Source organism: Denitratimonas tolerans (genome assembly GCF_037203605.1).
GTDB lineage: Bacteria > Pseudomonadota > Gammaproteobacteria > Xanthomonadales > Xanthomonadaceae > Denitratimonas > Denitratimonas tolerans.
The window spans coordinates 91,612-106,463 of record NZ_JBBDHC010000009.1 but is presented as its reverse complement, the minus strand read 5'-3'; the positions used below and the strand labels follow the sequence as shown (position 1 = coordinate 106,463).

The 14,852-nt window shown below is 69.2% G+C and carries 14 protein-coding genes and 1 tRNA gene; 5 read left to right on the top strand and 10 right to left on the bottom strand.

Going from position 1 to position 14,852, the window contains the following annotated elements:
- Positions 1–56: 56 nt before the first annotated feature.
- From WB794_RS08035 to tpiA, 3 genes are all read right to left on the bottom strand, one after another.
- Positions 57–141 (bottom strand) — tRNA-Leu (locus WB794_RS08035).
- 56 nt (positions 142–197) lie between these two features.
- The gene (gene secG, locus WB794_RS08030) at positions 198–620 is read right to left on the bottom strand and encodes a preprotein translocase subunit SecG (RefSeq protein ID WP_337335334.1); all 423 of its coding nucleotides are present in this window, start codon (positions 618–620) and stop codon (positions 198–200) included.
- A gap of 8 nt (positions 621–628) precedes the next feature.
- A complete protein-coding gene (gene tpiA / locus WB794_RS08025) occupies positions 629–1,378 on the bottom strand; it encodes a triose-phosphate isomerase (RefSeq protein ID WP_337335333.1) in 750 nt (249 codons plus the stop codon).
- Positions 1,379–1,509: 131 nt separating this feature from the next.
- On the opposite strand from tpiA, the gene WB794_RS08020 reads away from it, so the two are divergent.
- A complete protein-coding gene (locus WB794_RS08020) occupies positions 1,510–2,304 on the top strand; it encodes an SDR family NAD(P)-dependent oxidoreductase (RefSeq protein WP_337335332.1) in 795 nt (264 codons plus the stop codon).
- 14 nt (positions 2,305–2,318) lie between these two features.
- On the opposite strand, the gene WB794_RS08015 is transcribed toward WB794_RS08020, so the two are convergent.
- The 5 genes from WB794_RS08015 to WB794_RS07995 are packed head-to-tail and all read right to left on the bottom strand — an operon-like array spanning position 2,319 to position 6,792.
- A complete protein-coding gene (locus tag WB794_RS08015) occupies positions 2,319–3,215 on the bottom strand; it encodes a UbiA prenyltransferase family protein (protein ID WP_337335331.1) in 897 nt (298 codons plus the stop codon).
- 1 nt (position 3,216) lies between these two features.
- Entirely contained in the window at positions 3,217–3,927 is a 711-nt protein-coding gene (ubiG, locus tag WB794_RS08010) for a bifunctional 2-polyprenyl-6-hydroxyphenol methylase/3-demethylubiquinol 3-O-methyltransferase UbiG (protein ID WP_337335330.1), read from the bottom strand.
- Positions 3,905–5,053: a sedoheptulose 7-phosphate cyclase gene (locus WB794_RS08005; RefSeq protein ID WP_337335329.1), complete on the bottom strand. Its 1,149-nt coding sequence runs from the start codon at positions 5,051–5,053 to the stop codon at positions 3,905–3,907. Before WB794_RS08005 ends, ubiG begins: the two co-directional genes overlap by 23 nt.
- Positions 5,050–5,532 carry an S-ribosylhomocysteine lyase gene (locus tag WB794_RS08000; RefSeq protein WP_337335328.1) on the bottom strand — a complete coding sequence of 161 codons (483 nt, stop codon included), beginning with the start codon at positions 5,530–5,532 and terminating at the stop codon, positions 5,050–5,052. Before WB794_RS08000 ends, WB794_RS08005 begins: the two co-directional genes overlap by 4 nt.
- Before the next feature lie 12 nt (positions 5,533–5,544).
- Positions 5,545–6,792 carry a sugar phosphate isomerase/epimerase family protein gene (locus WB794_RS07995; RefSeq protein WP_337335327.1) on the bottom strand — a complete coding sequence of 416 codons (1,248 nt, stop codon included), beginning with the start codon at positions 6,790–6,792 and terminating at the stop codon, positions 5,545–5,547.
- Between the two features lie 444 nt (positions 6,793–7,236).
- On the opposite strand from WB794_RS07995, the gene WB794_RS07990 reads away from it, so the two are divergent.
- Positions 7,237–7,458 carry an HP1242/YdcH family protein gene (locus tag WB794_RS07990; RefSeq protein WP_337335326.1) on the top strand — a complete coding sequence of 74 codons (222 nt, stop codon included), beginning with the start codon at positions 7,237–7,239 and terminating at the stop codon, positions 7,456–7,458.
- Positions 7,459–7,509: 51 nt separating this feature from the next.
- Here WB794_RS07990 and WB794_RS07985 read toward each other — a convergent pair whose 3' ends face one another.
- Positions 7,510–8,439: a nucleoside hydrolase gene (locus WB794_RS07985; protein ID WP_337335325.1), complete on the bottom strand. Its 930-nt coding sequence runs from the start codon at positions 8,437–8,439 to the stop codon at positions 7,510–7,512.
- Positions 8,440–8,594: 155 nt separating this feature from the next.
- Between WB794_RS07985 and WB794_RS07980 the strand changes: the two genes are divergently transcribed.
- On the top strand, positions 8,595–9,227 hold the full coding sequence (locus WB794_RS07980; RefSeq protein ID WP_337335324.1) for a response regulator: 633 nt from the start codon (positions 8,595–8,597) through the stop codon (positions 9,225–9,227).
- 59 nt (positions 9,228–9,286) lie between these two features.
- Here the strand turns inward: WB794_RS07980 and WB794_RS07975 are convergent, their stop codons facing one another.
- Positions 9,287–12,505 (bottom strand): Rne/Rng family ribonuclease, encoded by a 3,219-nt coding sequence (locus tag WB794_RS07975; RefSeq protein ID WP_337335323.1) that lies wholly within the window; start codon positions 12,503–12,505, stop codon positions 9,287–9,289.
- A gap of 390 nt (positions 12,506–12,895) precedes the next feature.
- On the opposite strand from WB794_RS07975, the gene WB794_RS07970 reads away from it, so the two are divergent.
- Positions 12,896–13,855 (top strand): RluA family pseudouridine synthase, encoded by a 960-nt coding sequence (locus tag WB794_RS07970; RefSeq protein ID WP_337335322.1) that lies wholly within the window; start codon positions 12,896–12,898, stop codon positions 13,853–13,855.
- 178 nt (positions 13,856–14,033) lie between these two features.
- Positions 14,034–14,789: a PspA/IM30 family protein gene (locus WB794_RS07965; RefSeq protein WP_337335321.1), complete on the top strand. Its 756-nt coding sequence runs from the start codon at positions 14,034–14,036 to the stop codon at positions 14,787–14,789.
- The last annotated feature ends 63 nt before the right edge of the window (positions 14,790–14,852 follow it).

Sequence of the window (14,852 nt, the reverse complement as noted above, 5' to 3'; positions counted from 1 at the left end):
AAAGCCCTGGAAATCAGGGCCTTTTAGCTGCTCCGGGAAGTTCCGGCATGTGAGTTTGGTGCCCAAGGGGGGACTCGAACCCCCACGACTTTCGCCGCTACCACCTCAAGGTAGTGCGTCTACCAATTCCGCCACCTGGGCTGATTCTTCACGGCGGCCCGCCGTGGGCCGCGCATCATATCAAAATGTTGCGGGCCTCACTCGGACGCCGGAACCGGCGCTTCCGCAGGGGCCTCTTCAGCCGGCGGCGTCTCGGCCGCAGGCGCGGGAATGGCGGCCGGAGCCTCGATCTGCTGCGGGATCGCCGTCGGCGCGGCCGGCACCGTGGTGGCCGGCGTGACCGAACCCATGATGCCCAGATCCTCGCCCTGCGCGCCGGAGCCGCTGGACTTGTGCAGGTACATCGCCATGCCCAGCGACATCACCATGAAGATGGTGGCGAGAATGGCGGTGCTCTTGGAGAGGAAGTTGGCCGAGCCGCGCGCACCGAAAACGGTGGCGGATGCGCCGGCACCAAAGCCGGAGCCGGCCGCCGATCCGCTTCCCTGCTGCAGCAGGATGAACGCGATCATGGCGACTGCGACCAGCACATAGATGACGTTGAACAGGGTGTAGAGCATGGTTCGGTCTACCGCGCCGCGGCGGCGGCGATGGCAAGGAAATCCGTGGCGACGAGGGAAGCCCCGCCGATCAGGCCGCCATCGATGTCCGGCTGCGCGAACAGCTCGGCCGCATTGGCGGGCTTGACGCTTCCGCCGTACAGGATCGGAAGCGAGCTGGCTATGGTATCACCAATCCGCGCCACTTCGCCACGCACCCGCGCGTGGACCTCCTGCGCCTGCGCCGGCGTGGCGGTCAGGCCCGTCCCGATCGCCCAGACCGGCTCGTAGGCGAGGATGCTCCCGTCCAGCAGCTCGGCCCCCAGCGCCAGCACCGGCTCGAGCTGGGCCACCAGCACGGCGTGGGTTTCCCCGGCCTCTCGCTGGGCCAGGGTCTCGCCGATGCACAGGATCGGCACCAGGCCGGCCGCGCGCGCCGCGGCGAACTTCTGTGCCACCAGCGCGCTGGTTTCCCCGTGCAGCTCGCGCCGCTCGGAGTGGCCGACGAGTACGTGACTGGCACCCACGTCGCGCAGCATCGCGCCCGCGACCTCGCCGGTGTAGGCACCCTGCTGGTGGATATCCAGGTTCTGCGCCCCGAACGCGATCGCGCCGTCGCCGTGGCGCGCCGCCAGTTCGGCCAGATAGGGCAGCGGCGGAAGGACGATCAGATCCACGCCCGGCGCGGCCGGCGCGACGGCCAGCGCATCCACCAGGGAATGGGCGAAGGCACGGTCTCCGTGCAGTTTCCAGTTGCCGGCCACGATCCTGCGACGCATCGAGGACTCCACAGTCGAGAAGGAAGGGTCCAAGGATAGCCGCGGCGCGCGGGGCGGTCACGCCGGCCGCGCGTGGCACGGCGGCGCGGGGGCGGTTACGCTCGCCCGTCCCGTTCCGCGTGAGCACCGCCATGTCCAGCGTTCCCCATGCCCTCATCACCGGCGCATCCAGCGGCATCGGTGCCGCCATTGCGCGCCAATACGCCCGCCGCGGCGTGCCGCTGGTGCTGACGGCGCGTCGCGCGGAGCGGCTCGAGGCGCTGGCGCAGGAGCTGCGCCCGCAGGTGGAGTGCGTGGTGGTCGCGGCCGACCTCGGCGACCCGGAGGCCCCGCGCGCGCTGTTCGAGGCGCTGACCGAACGCGGCGTGAGCGTCGGTCGGCTGGTCAACAACGCCGGCTTCGGCGTGGCGGGCAACTATCTTTCTTCCCCGTGGGAAACCCACGCGCACTTCCTGCAGGTGATGGTGACGGCGGTGAGCGAGCTGACCTGGCGGTTCCTGCCGCAGATCCGCGAAAACCGCGGCCGCATCCTCAACGTCGCCTCGTTCGCGGGGCTTGCTCCGGGGTCCAGCGGGCAGACGCTTTACGCCGGGGCCAAGAGTTTCCTGATCAAGTTCAGCGAGTCGCTGGCGCTGGAGAATGCGCGCTACGGGGTCAACGCGTGCGCGCTGTGTCCGGGCTTCACCTATTCGGAGTTCCACGATGTGACCGGCACCCGCGCGCTGGTTTCCCGGCTGCCCCGATGGATGTGGCTGGATGCCGAGGACGTCGCGCGCCAGGGCGTGGAAGGCGTGGAGGCGGGCCGCCTGATCGTGGTGCCCGGTGCCGGCTACAAGATGCTGCGCCTGGCCTTCAAGTACCTGCCGGATTTCGCGGTCCACCGCATGATGGCGCGCAACTCGCGCCGCATGCGCGACGATCGCTGAGCCGTCGCACGCCGTCAGGCCAGCAGCACGAACACCGTGATGATCACCAGCATCGCCAGCGGATACAGGCTGGCGCGGTCGAACAGGCGCGCGGCGCGGCGGCCATCGTGCGAGCGGAACAGCCGATAGCCGGGCACCAGCAGCAGGAAAAAGCCGGCGGCAAAGGCCGCGAGCCGATACGCCAGCCCCAGATCCAGCGGCGACATCACCGGCAGGCACAGGCTCAGCGCCACGGTCACGACCAGCGACACCAGCACCACCGTGCCGGCCACGCGCGGGCCGAACACCAGCGGGATGGTGCGCGCGCCGACGCGGCGGTCCTCTTCGACATCGTTCCAGTCGGCCGGCACGTTCTGGCCGCCGATCTCCCAGGCCATGATCCAGGCCGTCATCAGCCCCAGCCACGGCAGCGACGGCTCGGGCACCACCACCAGCACCGCGGCGATCGCGCCCAGCGACTTGACCACGCCGCTCACCACGACGCGCCACCAGGTCACCTTGAACAGAAGGCAGTAAACGATTTCCAGGATCGGCGCGGCCAGTACCACGACCAGCAGCCAGGGATTGAGCCACCACGCGCCGGCGAGAGCGATGAGATACCAGACGGAAAACCACGCCAGCCCGCGGCCGAAGCCGAGCTTGCCCCGGGCGATGGGATAGCGCAGGTCGGAAGCTTCCACCGAATAGCCCGCGTTGGGTCCGCTGCCGGCGAATTTTTCGCGGTCGACCTCCACACCCACCAGATCGTTCAGCGCATAGATCGCGGTGTAGCCCGCCAGCGCCGTGACCAGCGCCACCGCCAGCACGTCCCAGGCCGGGAAGCGCCCGAGCCAGAGCAGGGCCGCGAAGCCGGGCATGGCGATATCGATCACGCCGTGGGTGGAGCGCGACAGGGCGAGGTAGGTGCGCATGTCAGCTCTTCTTGACGAAGCTCATCATGTAGTTGACGTCTTCCTTGCCGTGCGCGACGCGGAATTTCTTCGTGAGCGGATTGAACATGAGGCTGGCGCTGCGCAGCCAGGTCAGGCCCGCGGCCTCGGACCACGACCGCAGCTCGGTCGGGCGCACCAGCTTTTCGTACTGGTGGGTGCCGCGCGGCAGGATGCGCATGACGTACTCGCCGCCGATGATGGCGAACAGCCAGGCCTTGAAGCTGCGGTTGATGGTGGAAAAGATGGCGTGGCCACCGGGCTTGAGCAGGCGCGCGCACGCCGCGATGATGGCGGCCGGATCGGGCACGTGCTCGATCATCTCGAGGCACGTCACCACGTCGTAGGTGCCCGCTTCCTTTTCCGCGAGTTCTTCCACGGTCTGGATGCGGTAGTCGATCGTCAGCCCGCTCTTGGCGGCGTGCTGTTTCGCCACTTCCAGGGTCAGCTCGGACTGGTCGATGCCGACCACGTCGGCCCCCGCCTGGGCGAGGGTTTCGGTCAGGATGCCGCCGCCGCAGCCCACATCCACCACGCGCTTGCCATTGACGTCGGCGTGGTCGAAGGTGAACTGGCTGCGCAGCGGGTTGATGACGTGCAGCATCCCCATCTTGCCGGCGGGATCCCACCAGAGCTGGGCGACGCGGTCGAATTTGCTGACCTCCTGGCTGTCAACATTCGATGGCTGGTTCATGGCTGGCCTTGATCCGGGAGTGAAGGGCGAGCACCGCGGCATCGAGCTCGGCGCGTGAAATGTCGTTGAGAAAGAGGCAGTGTCCGATGCCGGTCGGCATGGGGACGCGCTGCAGGCCGTTACGGTGCTTGACCCGGTCCAGCAGCGAGGCCCACATCAGGTCGGTGTCCAGCACGCCGTAGTCCAGGCCCGCGTCGAGCGCCTCGACCAGCGCGAAGATGCGATCGGCTTCGAACGCCGAAAGCAGGCCGCGGGCCTGCGCGATGCAGGTGGAAACCAGGATGTCGAGCAGCACCGCCTCGCCGTGCAGCAGGCGGTGCTCGTGGCGCGTCTCCAGGCCATAGCTGAAGGTGTGGCCGAAATCGACCCGGCGCGCCAGATCTTCCTCATGCAGGTTGGGAACCAGTTCCTCCAGCATGCCGCCGATGGCGCCATCGAGGATGGCTTCGCCCGCCGGCTCGGAGAAACAGGTCGCCACCGCGCGCGCGGCGTCGCGCTCGAGGCGCTGGAACAGGCCGGCGTCGCGAATGATGGCGAGCTTGATGATCTCGCACACGCCGTTGACCAGGTGCCGGCGCGGCAGGGTCGGCAGGAAGCTGCGGTCGAGCAGCACCGCCAGCGGCGGCTCGAACGCACCCAGGCGGTTCTTGTTGCCGTTGAAGTTGATGCCGGCCTTGATCCCGAGCGCGGCATCGACGTAACCCATCAGGGTGGTGGGCACCTTGATATGCGGCACCCCGCGCCGGTAGCTCGCCGCGACGAAGGCCACCACGTCGGTCAGCACGCCGCCGCCGATCGCGATGACGGGCTCATCGCGCCGGTGGATGGGGAAGGCATCGAGCGCGCGCGCGATGTCCTGGTAGATCTCGCTGTTCTTGTGCTCTTCGCCGCCCGGAAACACCTGGATGCGCGCCTCGATGCCGCGCTCGCGGAAATAGCCGCGGATGCGCTCGCCGTGCAGGCGATCCACGGTGCCGTCCACCACCACGAAACGGCGCCCGTGCGGGTTGCCGAAGGACATCAGGAGATCACTCGCCGGGTCGAACAGCGCCGGGGCCTTGATCACGTCGTAGGCGATCGGGCGCTGCACCCGCACTTCCCAGCGCTGGGGGGGCACCGCGCTCATGCCGCATCCAGCCAGTCGGCGCGGCGCGCCAGGATCTCGCGCGCCACGCGCTGCGCATCGTGCAGCGAATGATTGCGCCAGCGCCCGCACTGCTCGATGTTGGCGTAGGGCACCGCCGTGGCCTGCTGCATGTCCTCCAGGATCTGCGCCAGGGTATCGAGGATCACCGGCACGCGGCCCTCGTTGAGGAAGCCCAGGTACAGGCCGGTCTGGCAGCCCATGATGCCCACGGAAAGAAAGGTGCCGGGCAGGAGGCGCGAGAAACCTTCCAGCAGGAAGTGTTCGACCGAGTGCAGTTCGGTATCGGTCAGGTACTCCCCCGCGTTGGGGCGGCGGATGCGCAGATCCACCGCGTACACCACGTCGCCCTTCTCCCCGGGCGTGGCCGAACGCAGCTTCACCGCCGGAGCCTTCAGCCGGCGGTGGTCCAGCTCGCCCACGAGATCAGCGGGCCAGCCCAACGCACTCGCATCGATCATGGCCACCTCCGATCAGTGCGCCGCCGCCAGCGGCGCCAAGTGCCGGTAGCTGTCATCGAGCGCCTTCTGCCAGCCCTCGACGTGGTGATACAGCTCCACCGAACCGTAGCCGGAGAAACCGCCCTCCACCAGCGCCCTGAAACTGCCGGCCAGATCCAGCGTGCCCTCGCCCGGAATCTCGTGGAAATGCACGACGCCCGTGAGGGTGTTGGCCACCATCCTGTCGACCCGCGCCGCACCCCTCGCTCCGCGCAGGTAGCCGACCACCGGGCGGGCGCGTTCGAGCACGTCGTAGCTCAGGCCGGGCATGGAGATGAGGTAGGTGAAGATCTCGTCATCCAGCGCGGAGCTGCCGGCGTAGAGGCTGGAATAGCCCACGACCTCGAGGTCTTTTCTCACCCCGGCGCGATCCAGCAGCGTTTCGATGCGCCTGGCGCGCGCCGCACTCGGTGCCGCCTCGCGGAAGTGGATGGGATGGTCGCGGTCCAGCAGCAGGAAGTCGGCGGTGTCCTCGAAGTGCACCAGCACGCTGGCGAAGTCGAGATCCGGCGCGAGATCCTCGCGATCGTGCACGATCTTGAGGTTGTAGCCCTCGCGCGCATCGGAAATATGCAGGTAGCGCGCCTGCGGCGCGGCGGCGCGCAGCGCGTCGAGGTAATTCTTCTCCGAGCAGTAGGCGTGGCAGATGTCGATGTGCAGCTTGAACCTGGGCGAATTGACCTGGTCGAGCAGGGCCAGACCCTGCGCCATGGTTTCGATGTGCATGCCCGGCTCGGGCTCGATCAGGAGGGTCATGTCCTCATCGTCGCGGATCTCGCGCAGGCATTCGTGGATCGACTCGGCCAGAAGTTCACCCGGGTCCACGCCGGGGTTGGCCACGTGCTCGTCACGGATGAAGCCGCTGCCGAAGGTGACCAGGTTCACGCCCAGCCCGCGCGCGACGCGGATGCCGCGCTTGACCAGATCGATACGACGCATGCGCGCGGCCTTTTCCAGCGCCATCAGCGAGGGCTCGTGCGGGCGGTGCGGGTCGAAGAAATGCGAGGCCGTGGCCACGCAGGCCGCCGTCACCCGGCGCGCATCCAGGCGCTTGCGCACCACCGCCAGGTAGTCGTCGTCGATGTTGAACGGGTTGAACTGGTCGCGATGGAACGAGATTTCGATGCCCTCGTAGCCGGCGCGGTCCACCGCGTCGATGGCGTCGAGGAAGTCGAGGTTGGTCAGTCCGAACGTGCTGTAGCTGAGCCGGATCGCACCCATGGCTGGCCTCCGGGAATGAAAAGCATTGCATTCTAGCGCGTTCCGCCGACGCAAGGCGTTGATGGCCGTACCACGATTCACGCCCGCTCGGCCGCGGGTCCGGCGCGTTCGGGCACCTGCGGGGCGCGGCCCTTGCCGCCGCCTGTTGCCCGGAGTAGGGTCGGTCCTGCGCCGGGGCAATGGGGTTCCGGTGCCGCGCAGGACGGGCCGATGGATGCTTCAGTGCCGCTCCGGGTTGCCAGCCGTCCGTCCCGATCCGGGACAGGGCCGGCGACCGGGGGGCGCGATCCGTGGCCGGCTCCGCTTTCTCCTGCCTCCACCGTGACCGGATTCCCGGCCCGGTCATCACGTCGGAACATTCTCCTTCTCCGCCGGTCCCTCCCGGTGGCGGGCAACCTTGCCCGCCCGTCCACGTCAGCACTGACCCCACGGAGGTTCATCGACATGTTCGAAGCACAGCCGCAGAGCGAAATCGACGCATTGTTGCAGCACGACAGCGAGTTTCGCCGGCTCTATCAGCACCACCAGAAACTTGACCGGCAGGTGGCCGACGCCACCGTTGGCGCGCTGCCGCTTGGTCCCGGCACGCTGTCGCAGATGAAGCGCGAGAAGCTGGCCGCCAAGCAGCGCCTCATGCGCTGGTACGAAGAGCGGCGAACGCACTGAGGCCATCCGGGCCGCAGCCTTCGGGGCCGCTGCGAATCCTGCGCGGCGGCCTCAGGCAGTACCGACCGCAGCGCGGACCAGGTGTTCGAAGCGGTCACGGTCGTAGGACATCAGGATGCGCGCGTTGGCGGGACGCCCGGTGCGGCTGAGCCAGTCGACCACGGTCATGCCGCGCGCGTGCTCGCCGGCCAGTTCGACCGTGAGCGCGCGATCCACGGTCTCCAGCGCGCACTCCGGTTCGAGGACCTGCGCCATCGCCAGCGCATCCGCACTGTGCCATTCCGGGCCGCGCAGACCCGCCGACCAGGCGCGCGTCTGGCGCGAAATCGCGTCGTAGAAGCGCGCCAGCTCATGGTCGGCGGCGAACCAGAGGTCGCACTGTTCGTGCGCCAGCCCGTGGCGCAGCGTGGCTTCCCAGTCCACCAGTTCGAAACGCGGCCAGCGCTCGAACACGATGCGCGCGGCTTCCGGATCGAACCCGGTGTTGAACTCGACCGGCAGGCGCGTGTTGCCGCGGCCGGTGACCGCACCGCCCATCACCACCAGGCGCGGCACGCGCTCGGGCAAGTCCGGATCGAGCGACAGCGCCAGCGCCAGGTTGGTGAGCGGGCCGAGCATCACGAAGGTCAGCTCGCCCGGATGCGCGTGCGAAAGCCGGAGCATGGCGAGCGCGGCGTGTTCGGCCTCGGGCCGGCGCGCGGCGGGCGGCAGGTCGGTATCGCCGAAGCCATCGCGTCCGTGCACATAGGCCGCGTCCTCGGGAATGGCGACCAGCGGCACCGGCGCGCCGGGAAACACCGGCGCGTCGATCCCGGCGATCTCGCACAGCTTCAGGGCATTGGCCAGGGTGTGGCCAAGACCGACATTGCCGGCGGTGATGGTCAGCGCCTCGATCCGGCAGCGCGGATGGGCGTGGGCCATCAGGATGGCGAGCGCGTCATCCACGCCCGGGTCGGTGTCGATCAGCAGCCGCTGGGTCATCTTTTGTCTCCGTGAACAGGTCGCTGGATCATTGGGCGCGGTGCGCGCGGGCGGGTGTCGGATTCCCCGGTTTGGCGCTTTGCCGGGCCATCGCGTAGGCTTGGGGAATCGGGAGCTGGCGCCGGTTGCCGTTTCCGCAGGGGGAGAATGGCCGAATGATCCGTGTCTATCTGGTGGACGACCACGAGCTGGTGCGCACCGGCTTCCGCATGCTCCTGCAGCAGCACACCGACTTTTCCGTGGTCGGCGAGGCCGGCAGCGGCGAGCAGGCGCTGGCCGAGCTGCGCAAAACGCCGGCCGACGTGGTGCTGTGCGACCTGCACCTTCCCGGCATCAGCGGGCTGGAGGTCACGGATCGGCTGACCCGCAGCGACTCGCCCGCGCGCGTCATCGTGGTATCGGCGCAGGAGGACGGCCCGCTGCCGCGCCGGGTGCTTGCCGCCGGTGCCAACGGCTACCTGGGCAAGGCCGCGCCGGCCGAGGAGCTGCTGCGCGCGATCCGGGACGTGGCGCGCGGCAAGCGCTACATTTCCGCCGCCGTGGCCCAGCAGATGGCGATCAGCAGCCTCGATACCACCGGCTCGCCGTTCGAGCAGCTCTCGGTGCGCGAACTGGAGGTGGCGATGCTGCTGGTGCAGGGCCTGCGCATGACCGTCATCGCAGACAACCTCAACCTCAGTTCGAAAACCATCGCCACGCACAAGTACCACCTGTTCGCCAAGCTCGGAGTGAACGACATCGCCTCGCTCACGCGGCTGGCGCTGCAGCACGGGCTGGCCGCGAACTGAGGTTCCCTCGGGCATCGCCCGGCAGCCACGGCCGGTGCCGTGGCACCGGCCGCTGGCCCTCACGATCCAGACCGCTCGTCTGTGTCCGATCCGACCGCCGGCCGCGCATCGGGAGCCTCCTCGGCTTCCGCAGGCGGCTCGGAATCGGCCGGATCCGGCGTTGCGTCCGGTTCTGCGGCAGGGCGCGGCTCGGGCGCGGCGAACAGGCTGCCCTGCTGGCCGCGTGCGTGCAGCGCCGAGGCGACCGCGCTGGCCACCGACATCCGCACCGGCTCGGCCGGCCCGCGCCGCTCCAGCGGCGCGGGCACGGGAGCAAACACCGAGCTCATGGCATCGGCGGCCGGTGCCACCGGTTTGGCGGGTGCCGGCGAGGATTCGTGTGCCGAAAGCGGAGCGGCGGGTACCGGCGTCGGCGCGGACTCCGCCGCGACTTCGATCGGTGCCGGCGCAGGCTCCGCCACCGGTGCAGGGACCGGCGCAGGGCTCGGAGCCGGGATCGAAACCGCCTCGACCGCAGCCGCCGCCTCGGAATCGGCGCCAGGCGCGGCTTCCGGCTCGCTCGCCTCGGCAGGCACGGGCACGGGCACGGGCACGGGCACGGGCACGGGTGCAGGTGCAGGTGCAGGTGCAGGTGCAGGTGCAGGTGCAGGTGCAGGTGCAGGTGCAGGTGCAGGTGCGGGCACGGGAGCCGGCGCCAGAACCGGCGCCGGACGCAGGGCCGGCGCGGGTGCCGGACGAACTTCGACTGGCCCGTCGGCCGCTGCCGGGTCGCGACCGTCGGGCGCATCGGCGCGGGACGCGGCGGGCATCGCGCCCTCGTCGCCATCCTCGTCCTCCAGATCCAGGTCGTCGGCCGACGTGCCGCCGTTTTCGGCCGCGCCCTCGTCCTGACGACGGCGGCGACGGCCGCCGCGGCGACCACGGCGGCGACGCGAGGACGCGCTCGCCTCTTCGCTCGGCTCGGTGCCTTCCGCTGTCACTGCCACACCTTCGACCGGCGCTGCCGCCGCAGTGTCGATGGCTTCGCTCTCCGCCTCGGCCACCGGCGCACCGCGCGCCGGCACGGAACGGAGGTTCGATTCGACGGCGTCCTTCGCGGCCTCCGGCGCGGACTTGCGCTCGCCCGCCGGAAGCTGGACGTCGCGCGGCACGCTGCCGGTCGAGGCGATTTCCTTGTCCGGCGCGGGCCTGGCGCGACCCGGCTCGCGATTGTCGGCGCGCGCCTGCTGGCGCGCATCGCGCTTGCCGCCCGCCTCCGCGCGCGGCGCATCGGCACGCTTGCCGGCGCGATTGCCCTGCGCCTCCTGCACGGATTCCTTCGCCGCCGTGCCGGCACGCGGTTCCTGCCCACCGGGCCGACCGCGCTCCTGGCCACTGCGCGAACGCTGCTCGCCGCGCGCCTTGTCGCCGCGGCCATCGCGACCGTCGCGGCGACCGTTCTGGCCGGTACCCTGACCCGGTCGCGGTCCGCGCGCCGGCGGCGTGCCTTCGCGGCGCGCGGCGGGAGCCGGCGTCGAGGTGGAATCACCGCCGCCGAACAGGCCGGCGAGCCAGGCAAAGAATCCGCGCTTGGGAGCCGTCACCCGCGATGCAGGCACGGCGGCGGCCGCGACCTTCGCCGGAGCCGGCGTCGGCTGCGGCTTCTCCACCGGCATTTCCTCGCGGATCGGTGCCGGCTGGCTGGGCCGCACCGCGGTCACCGCCGGAGTGGGCGGGATATTGAGGTTGGCGCGGGTCAGCGCGTGCACTTCCTGCTTGCGTGCGGTGGTGCGGCGATAGCTCGGCTTGCCGCTCTCCTCCTCGTCCAGTTCGTTCTCGCGGATGCGGCTGACCTCGTAGTGCGGAATCTCGAGCTGGGCATCGGCCACGATGACCGCCGGCACGTCGTGGCGCTGCTCGATCTCCATCAGCGCACGGCGCTTCTCGTTGAGCAGGAAGTTGGCCACTTCCGAAGGTGCCAGCACCAGCACCTGGCCGGTGTTGTCCTTCATCGCCTGCTCTTCCACCAGGCGCAGGATCGACAGCGACAGGGATTCCACCGAGCGCACCCGGCCGTGGCCCTCGCAGCGCGGGCAGATGATCTGGCTGGATTCGCCCAGGCTCGGGCGCAGGCGCTGGCGGCTCATTTCCAGCAGGCCGAAGCGCGAGATGCGGCCGACCTGAACGCGCGCACGGTCGTACTTGAGCGCGTGCGCCAGGCGGTTCTCGACCTCGCGCTGGTGCTTGGAGGAGCCCATGTCGATGAAGTCGATCACCACCAGACCGCCGAGGTCGCGCAGGCGCATCTGGCGCGCCACTTCCTCGGCCGCCTCCAGGTTGGTGTTGAACGCGGTTTCCTCGATGTCGCCACCCTTGGTGGCGCGCGCCGAGTTGACGTCGATCGCGGTCAGCGCCTCGGTCTGGTCAACCACGATCGAACCGCCCGAGGGCAGGCGCACGGTGCGCTCGTAGGCGTTCTCGATCTGCGATTCGATCTGGAAGCGGTTGAACAGCGGCGTGGTGTCCTTGTACAGCTTGAGCTTGCGCAGGTTCTGCGGCATCACCTGCTGCACGAAGTCGCGCGCGTCATCGAACATTTCCTGGCTGTCGATGAGGATCTCGCCGACGTCGGCGCGCAGGTAGTCGCGCAGCGCGCGGATGATCAGGCGCGACTCCTGGTAGATCAGGAAGGGGGCGGGCTTGGACAGCGCCGCGTCGGTGATCGATTTCCACACCTGCAGCAGGTAGTCGACGTCCCACTGCAGCTCTTCCGCGTCGCGGCCGACGCCGGCGGTGCGGATGATGACGCCCATGTCGTCGGGAATCGACATGCGGTCCAGCGCCTCCTTGAGCGCGGCGCGGTCGTCTCCCTCGATGCGGCGCGACACCCCGCCGGCACTCGGACTGTTGGGCATCAGCACCAGGTAGCGCCCGGCCAGCGAGATGAAGGTGGTCAGCGCCGCGCCCTTGTTGCCGCGCTCCTCCTTGTCCACCTGCACGACCACTTCCTGGCCTTCGCGCAGGAGCTCCTTGATCGTGGCCTTGTTCGGATTCACGCCCTCGACGAAGTAGTCGCGGGAAATTTCCTTCAGCGGCAGGAAGCCGTGCTTGTCGGCACCGTACTCGACGAAGGCGGCCTCGAGCGAGGCCTCGAGCCGGGTGATCCGGCCCTTGTAGATGTTGGACTTCTTCTGTTCCTTGGAGGGTTGCTCGATGTCGATGTCGTACAGCGTCTGTCCATCGACGATGGCCACGCGCAGCTCTTCTTGCTGCGTGGCGTTGATCAGCATTCTTTTCATGGTGTTGCGATTCCTCACGCGCTCTAGCCGCAAGGAACGCCGGGTGCTCCGCGCCCAGTTTCGGGGGCGGCGTCCGGTCGCGCCAGGCGCGGACCGTCGCCGTGCAGAATCTCCAGCGCATCGAACCGTCGGGCATTTCCCGCGGGAGCGCGATTTCAAACCTAAAGGGAAAGCCGCTGGATGCTCTCGCATCCGGTCGGCCTACAAGCCGAAAAGCCGTTGCATGCACTTTTCGGGCGAACTGCCTGTCCCGGCACCGCGCAGCGGATACACTTGCACGCAGGTTGCGTGCCGCTGCCAGACCTGCGCCGGAACCCTTGCTGCCCGCCAACCAACTCCGGCGTGCAGCCAAATCCTGACGTTATCTCGCTTGTACAGTGTAGCAATCCCATGACAACGGCGGCAAACGGGCCCGGATCCGGGGTCCGGCGGGTGCAGGTCGACGCCGACCGTGCCGGCCAGCGGATCGACAATTTCCTCACCGGCCAGCTCAAGGGCGTGCCGCGCTCGATGGTGTACCGCCTCCTGCGCACCGGTCAGGTGCGCATCAACGGCAAGCGCGCCAAGCCGGACGCGCGCCTGGCCGAGGGCGACGAGGTGCGCATTCCGCCGGTGCGGCTGGACGAACCGGGCACCCCGACGCGCCCGCCGGAGCGCCTGCTGGCGGCGCTGGAGGCGGCCATCGTGTTCGAGGATGCGCGCCTGCTGGTGCTCAACAAGCCCTCGGGCATGGCCAGCCACGGCGGCAGCGGCATCAGCTTCGGGGCGATCGAATCGCTGCGCGCGCTGCGCCCGGACCAGACGCTGGAGCTGGTGCACCGGCTCGATCGCGACACCTCGGGCCTGCTGGTGGTGGCCAAGAAGCGTTCGGCGCTGGTCGAACTGCAGGCCCTGCTGCGCGAGGATCACGGCGCGGGGCTGACCAAGCGCTACCTGGCCCTGCTCACCGGACGCCTGCCCGACGGCACGCTGACGGTGGATGCGCCGCTGCACATCGGCCTGCGCCAGGGCGGCGAGCGCCACGTCCAGGTGCATGCGCAGGGCAAGCCGTCGGTCAGCCACTTCCGCGTGCTGGAGCGGCGCGGCGGACACTCCTATTGCGAAGTGCGGATCGAAACCGGGCGCACCCACCAGATCCGCGTCCACGCCGCCCACCTCGGCCATCCGGTGGCGGGCGACGACAAGTATGGTGCCGAGGACGTCAACCGGCGACTGCGCGATCAGGTGGGCCTCAAGCGCTTGTTCCTGCACGCCGCCTCGCTGGAATTCGCGCTGGACCAGGGCAACGCACCCTACCTCCTCAACGCGCCGCTGGCTCCGGAACTGGCCGACGTTCTGGACCGGCTCTGACCGCGCCGCACGGGGCATGTCGCGCATCGCAGGTCGGGGCTGCGTTCCCGACGCGGTGTTCGGCGTCCGGCGGCTACGAAGCATCGAAGCGTCACGTTGAATGGCATCCGGCGTCCTGCAACCGTGCGCGAGGCGTTATCCTGCGCCGGTTCCCACGTTCTGCACCCCCGGAGGCGGCATGTTCACCCGTTTGATGAATGTCTTTCGCGGCTTTCTGTCGCTGTTCGTCTCAGGCATCGAGAAGCGCAATCCCGAGGCACTGCTGGAGCTGGAGCAGGAAAACCTGCGCAAGCAGATCGGCAGCTACAACCAGAGTCTGGCCGCCCACGCCGGCCTGGCCGAGCGCCTGATGAGCCAGGTGCGCAAGCTGGAAGCCGAGGACAGCGATCTGCGCGCCAAGACCCGCGCGCACCTGCGTGCCGGGAATCAGGCCGCCGCCGCCCAGCTCGCCCTGCGCCTGCAGACGGTGGCGCGCGAACTGGTCGAGAACCGCAGCCAGCTGGAGAACGCCGAGGAAACCTACAGGAACCTGGTCAAGGCCCGCGACGTGGCGGTGAGCGCGGCGCGCGCCAAGATCGATAGCCTCAAGGGCGCGATCAACGACATGCGCATGAAAAAGGCGCTGGCCGACATGAACGAGATGGCGGCCGGCATGATCGGGCAGATCGGCGACTCGGGCGACACCCTCAACCGCCTGCACGAGATGGTCGAGGAAGAGCGCACCAAGCAGGCCGGCCGCGCGCGCGTGGCGAAGGATTCCATCGACATGGGCGAGATCAACCTCAAGGAAGCCGAGCAGCAGGCCCTGGCCGACCAGGCACTGGCCGACTTCGCCGCCGCCGAGGGCCTCACCCTGGAAGGTGCGCCGCTGCCGCAGCCGGCCGAGCGCAGCATGGGTTCGACGCCGCGCGCCAGCGACAGCGAATCGGCGTGAGCCTCATTTCTCCCTTTCCCCGCCCGCGGGGAGAGGGAGTCCGTCTCGATTCCTGGATAGGCC

Bases quoted from the DNA above. Each gene is read 5' to 3' on its own strand.
- secG (WP_337335334.1), bottom strand. From the start codon at position 620: ATGCTCTACACCCTGTTCAACGTCATCTATGTGCTGGTCGCAGTCGCC.
- tpiA (WP_337335333.1), bottom strand. From the start codon at position 1,378: ATGCGTCGCAGGATCGTGGCCGGCAACTGGAAACTGCACGGAGACCGT.
- WB794_RS08020 (WP_337335332.1), top strand. From the start codon at position 1,510: ATGTCCAGCGTTCCCCATGCCCTCATCACCGGCGCATCCAGCGGCATC.
- WB794_RS08015 (WP_337335331.1), bottom strand. From the start codon at position 3,215: ATGCGCACCTACCTCGCCCTGTCGCGCTCCACCCACGGCGTGATCGAT.
- ubiG (WP_337335330.1), bottom strand. From the start codon at position 3,927: ATGAACCAGCCATCGAATGTTGACAGCCAGGAGGTCAGCAAATTCGAC.
- WB794_RS08005 (WP_337335329.1), bottom strand. From the start codon at position 5,053: ATGAGCGCGGTGCCCCCCCAGCGCTGGGAAGTGCGGGTGCAGCGCCCG.
- WB794_RS08000 (WP_337335328.1), bottom strand. From the start codon at position 5,532: ATGATCGATGCGAGTGCGTTGGGCTGGCCCGCTGATCTCGTGGGCGAG.
- WB794_RS07995 (WP_337335327.1), bottom strand. From the start codon at position 6,792: ATGGGTGCGATCCGGCTCAGCTACAGCACGTTCGGACTGACCAACCTC.
- WB794_RS07990 (WP_337335326.1), top strand. From the start codon at position 7,237: ATGTTCGAAGCACAGCCGCAGAGCGAAATCGACGCATTGTTGCAGCAC.
- WB794_RS07985 (WP_337335325.1), bottom strand. From the start codon at position 8,439: ATGACCCAGCGGCTGCTGATCGACACCGACCCGGGCGTGGATGACGCG.
- WB794_RS07980 (WP_337335324.1), top strand. From the start codon at position 8,595: ATGATCCGTGTCTATCTGGTGGACGACCACGAGCTGGTGCGCACCGGC.
- WB794_RS07975 (WP_337335323.1), bottom strand. From the start codon at position 12,505: ATGAAAAGAATGCTGATCAACGCCACGCAGCAAGAAGAGCTGCGCGTG.
- WB794_RS07970 (WP_337335322.1), top strand. From the start codon at position 12,896: ATGACAACGGCGGCAAACGGGCCCGGATCCGGGGTCCGGCGGGTGCAG.
- WB794_RS07965 (WP_337335321.1), top strand. From the start codon at position 14,034: ATGTTCACCCGTTTGATGAATGTCTTTCGCGGCTTTCTGTCGCTGTTC.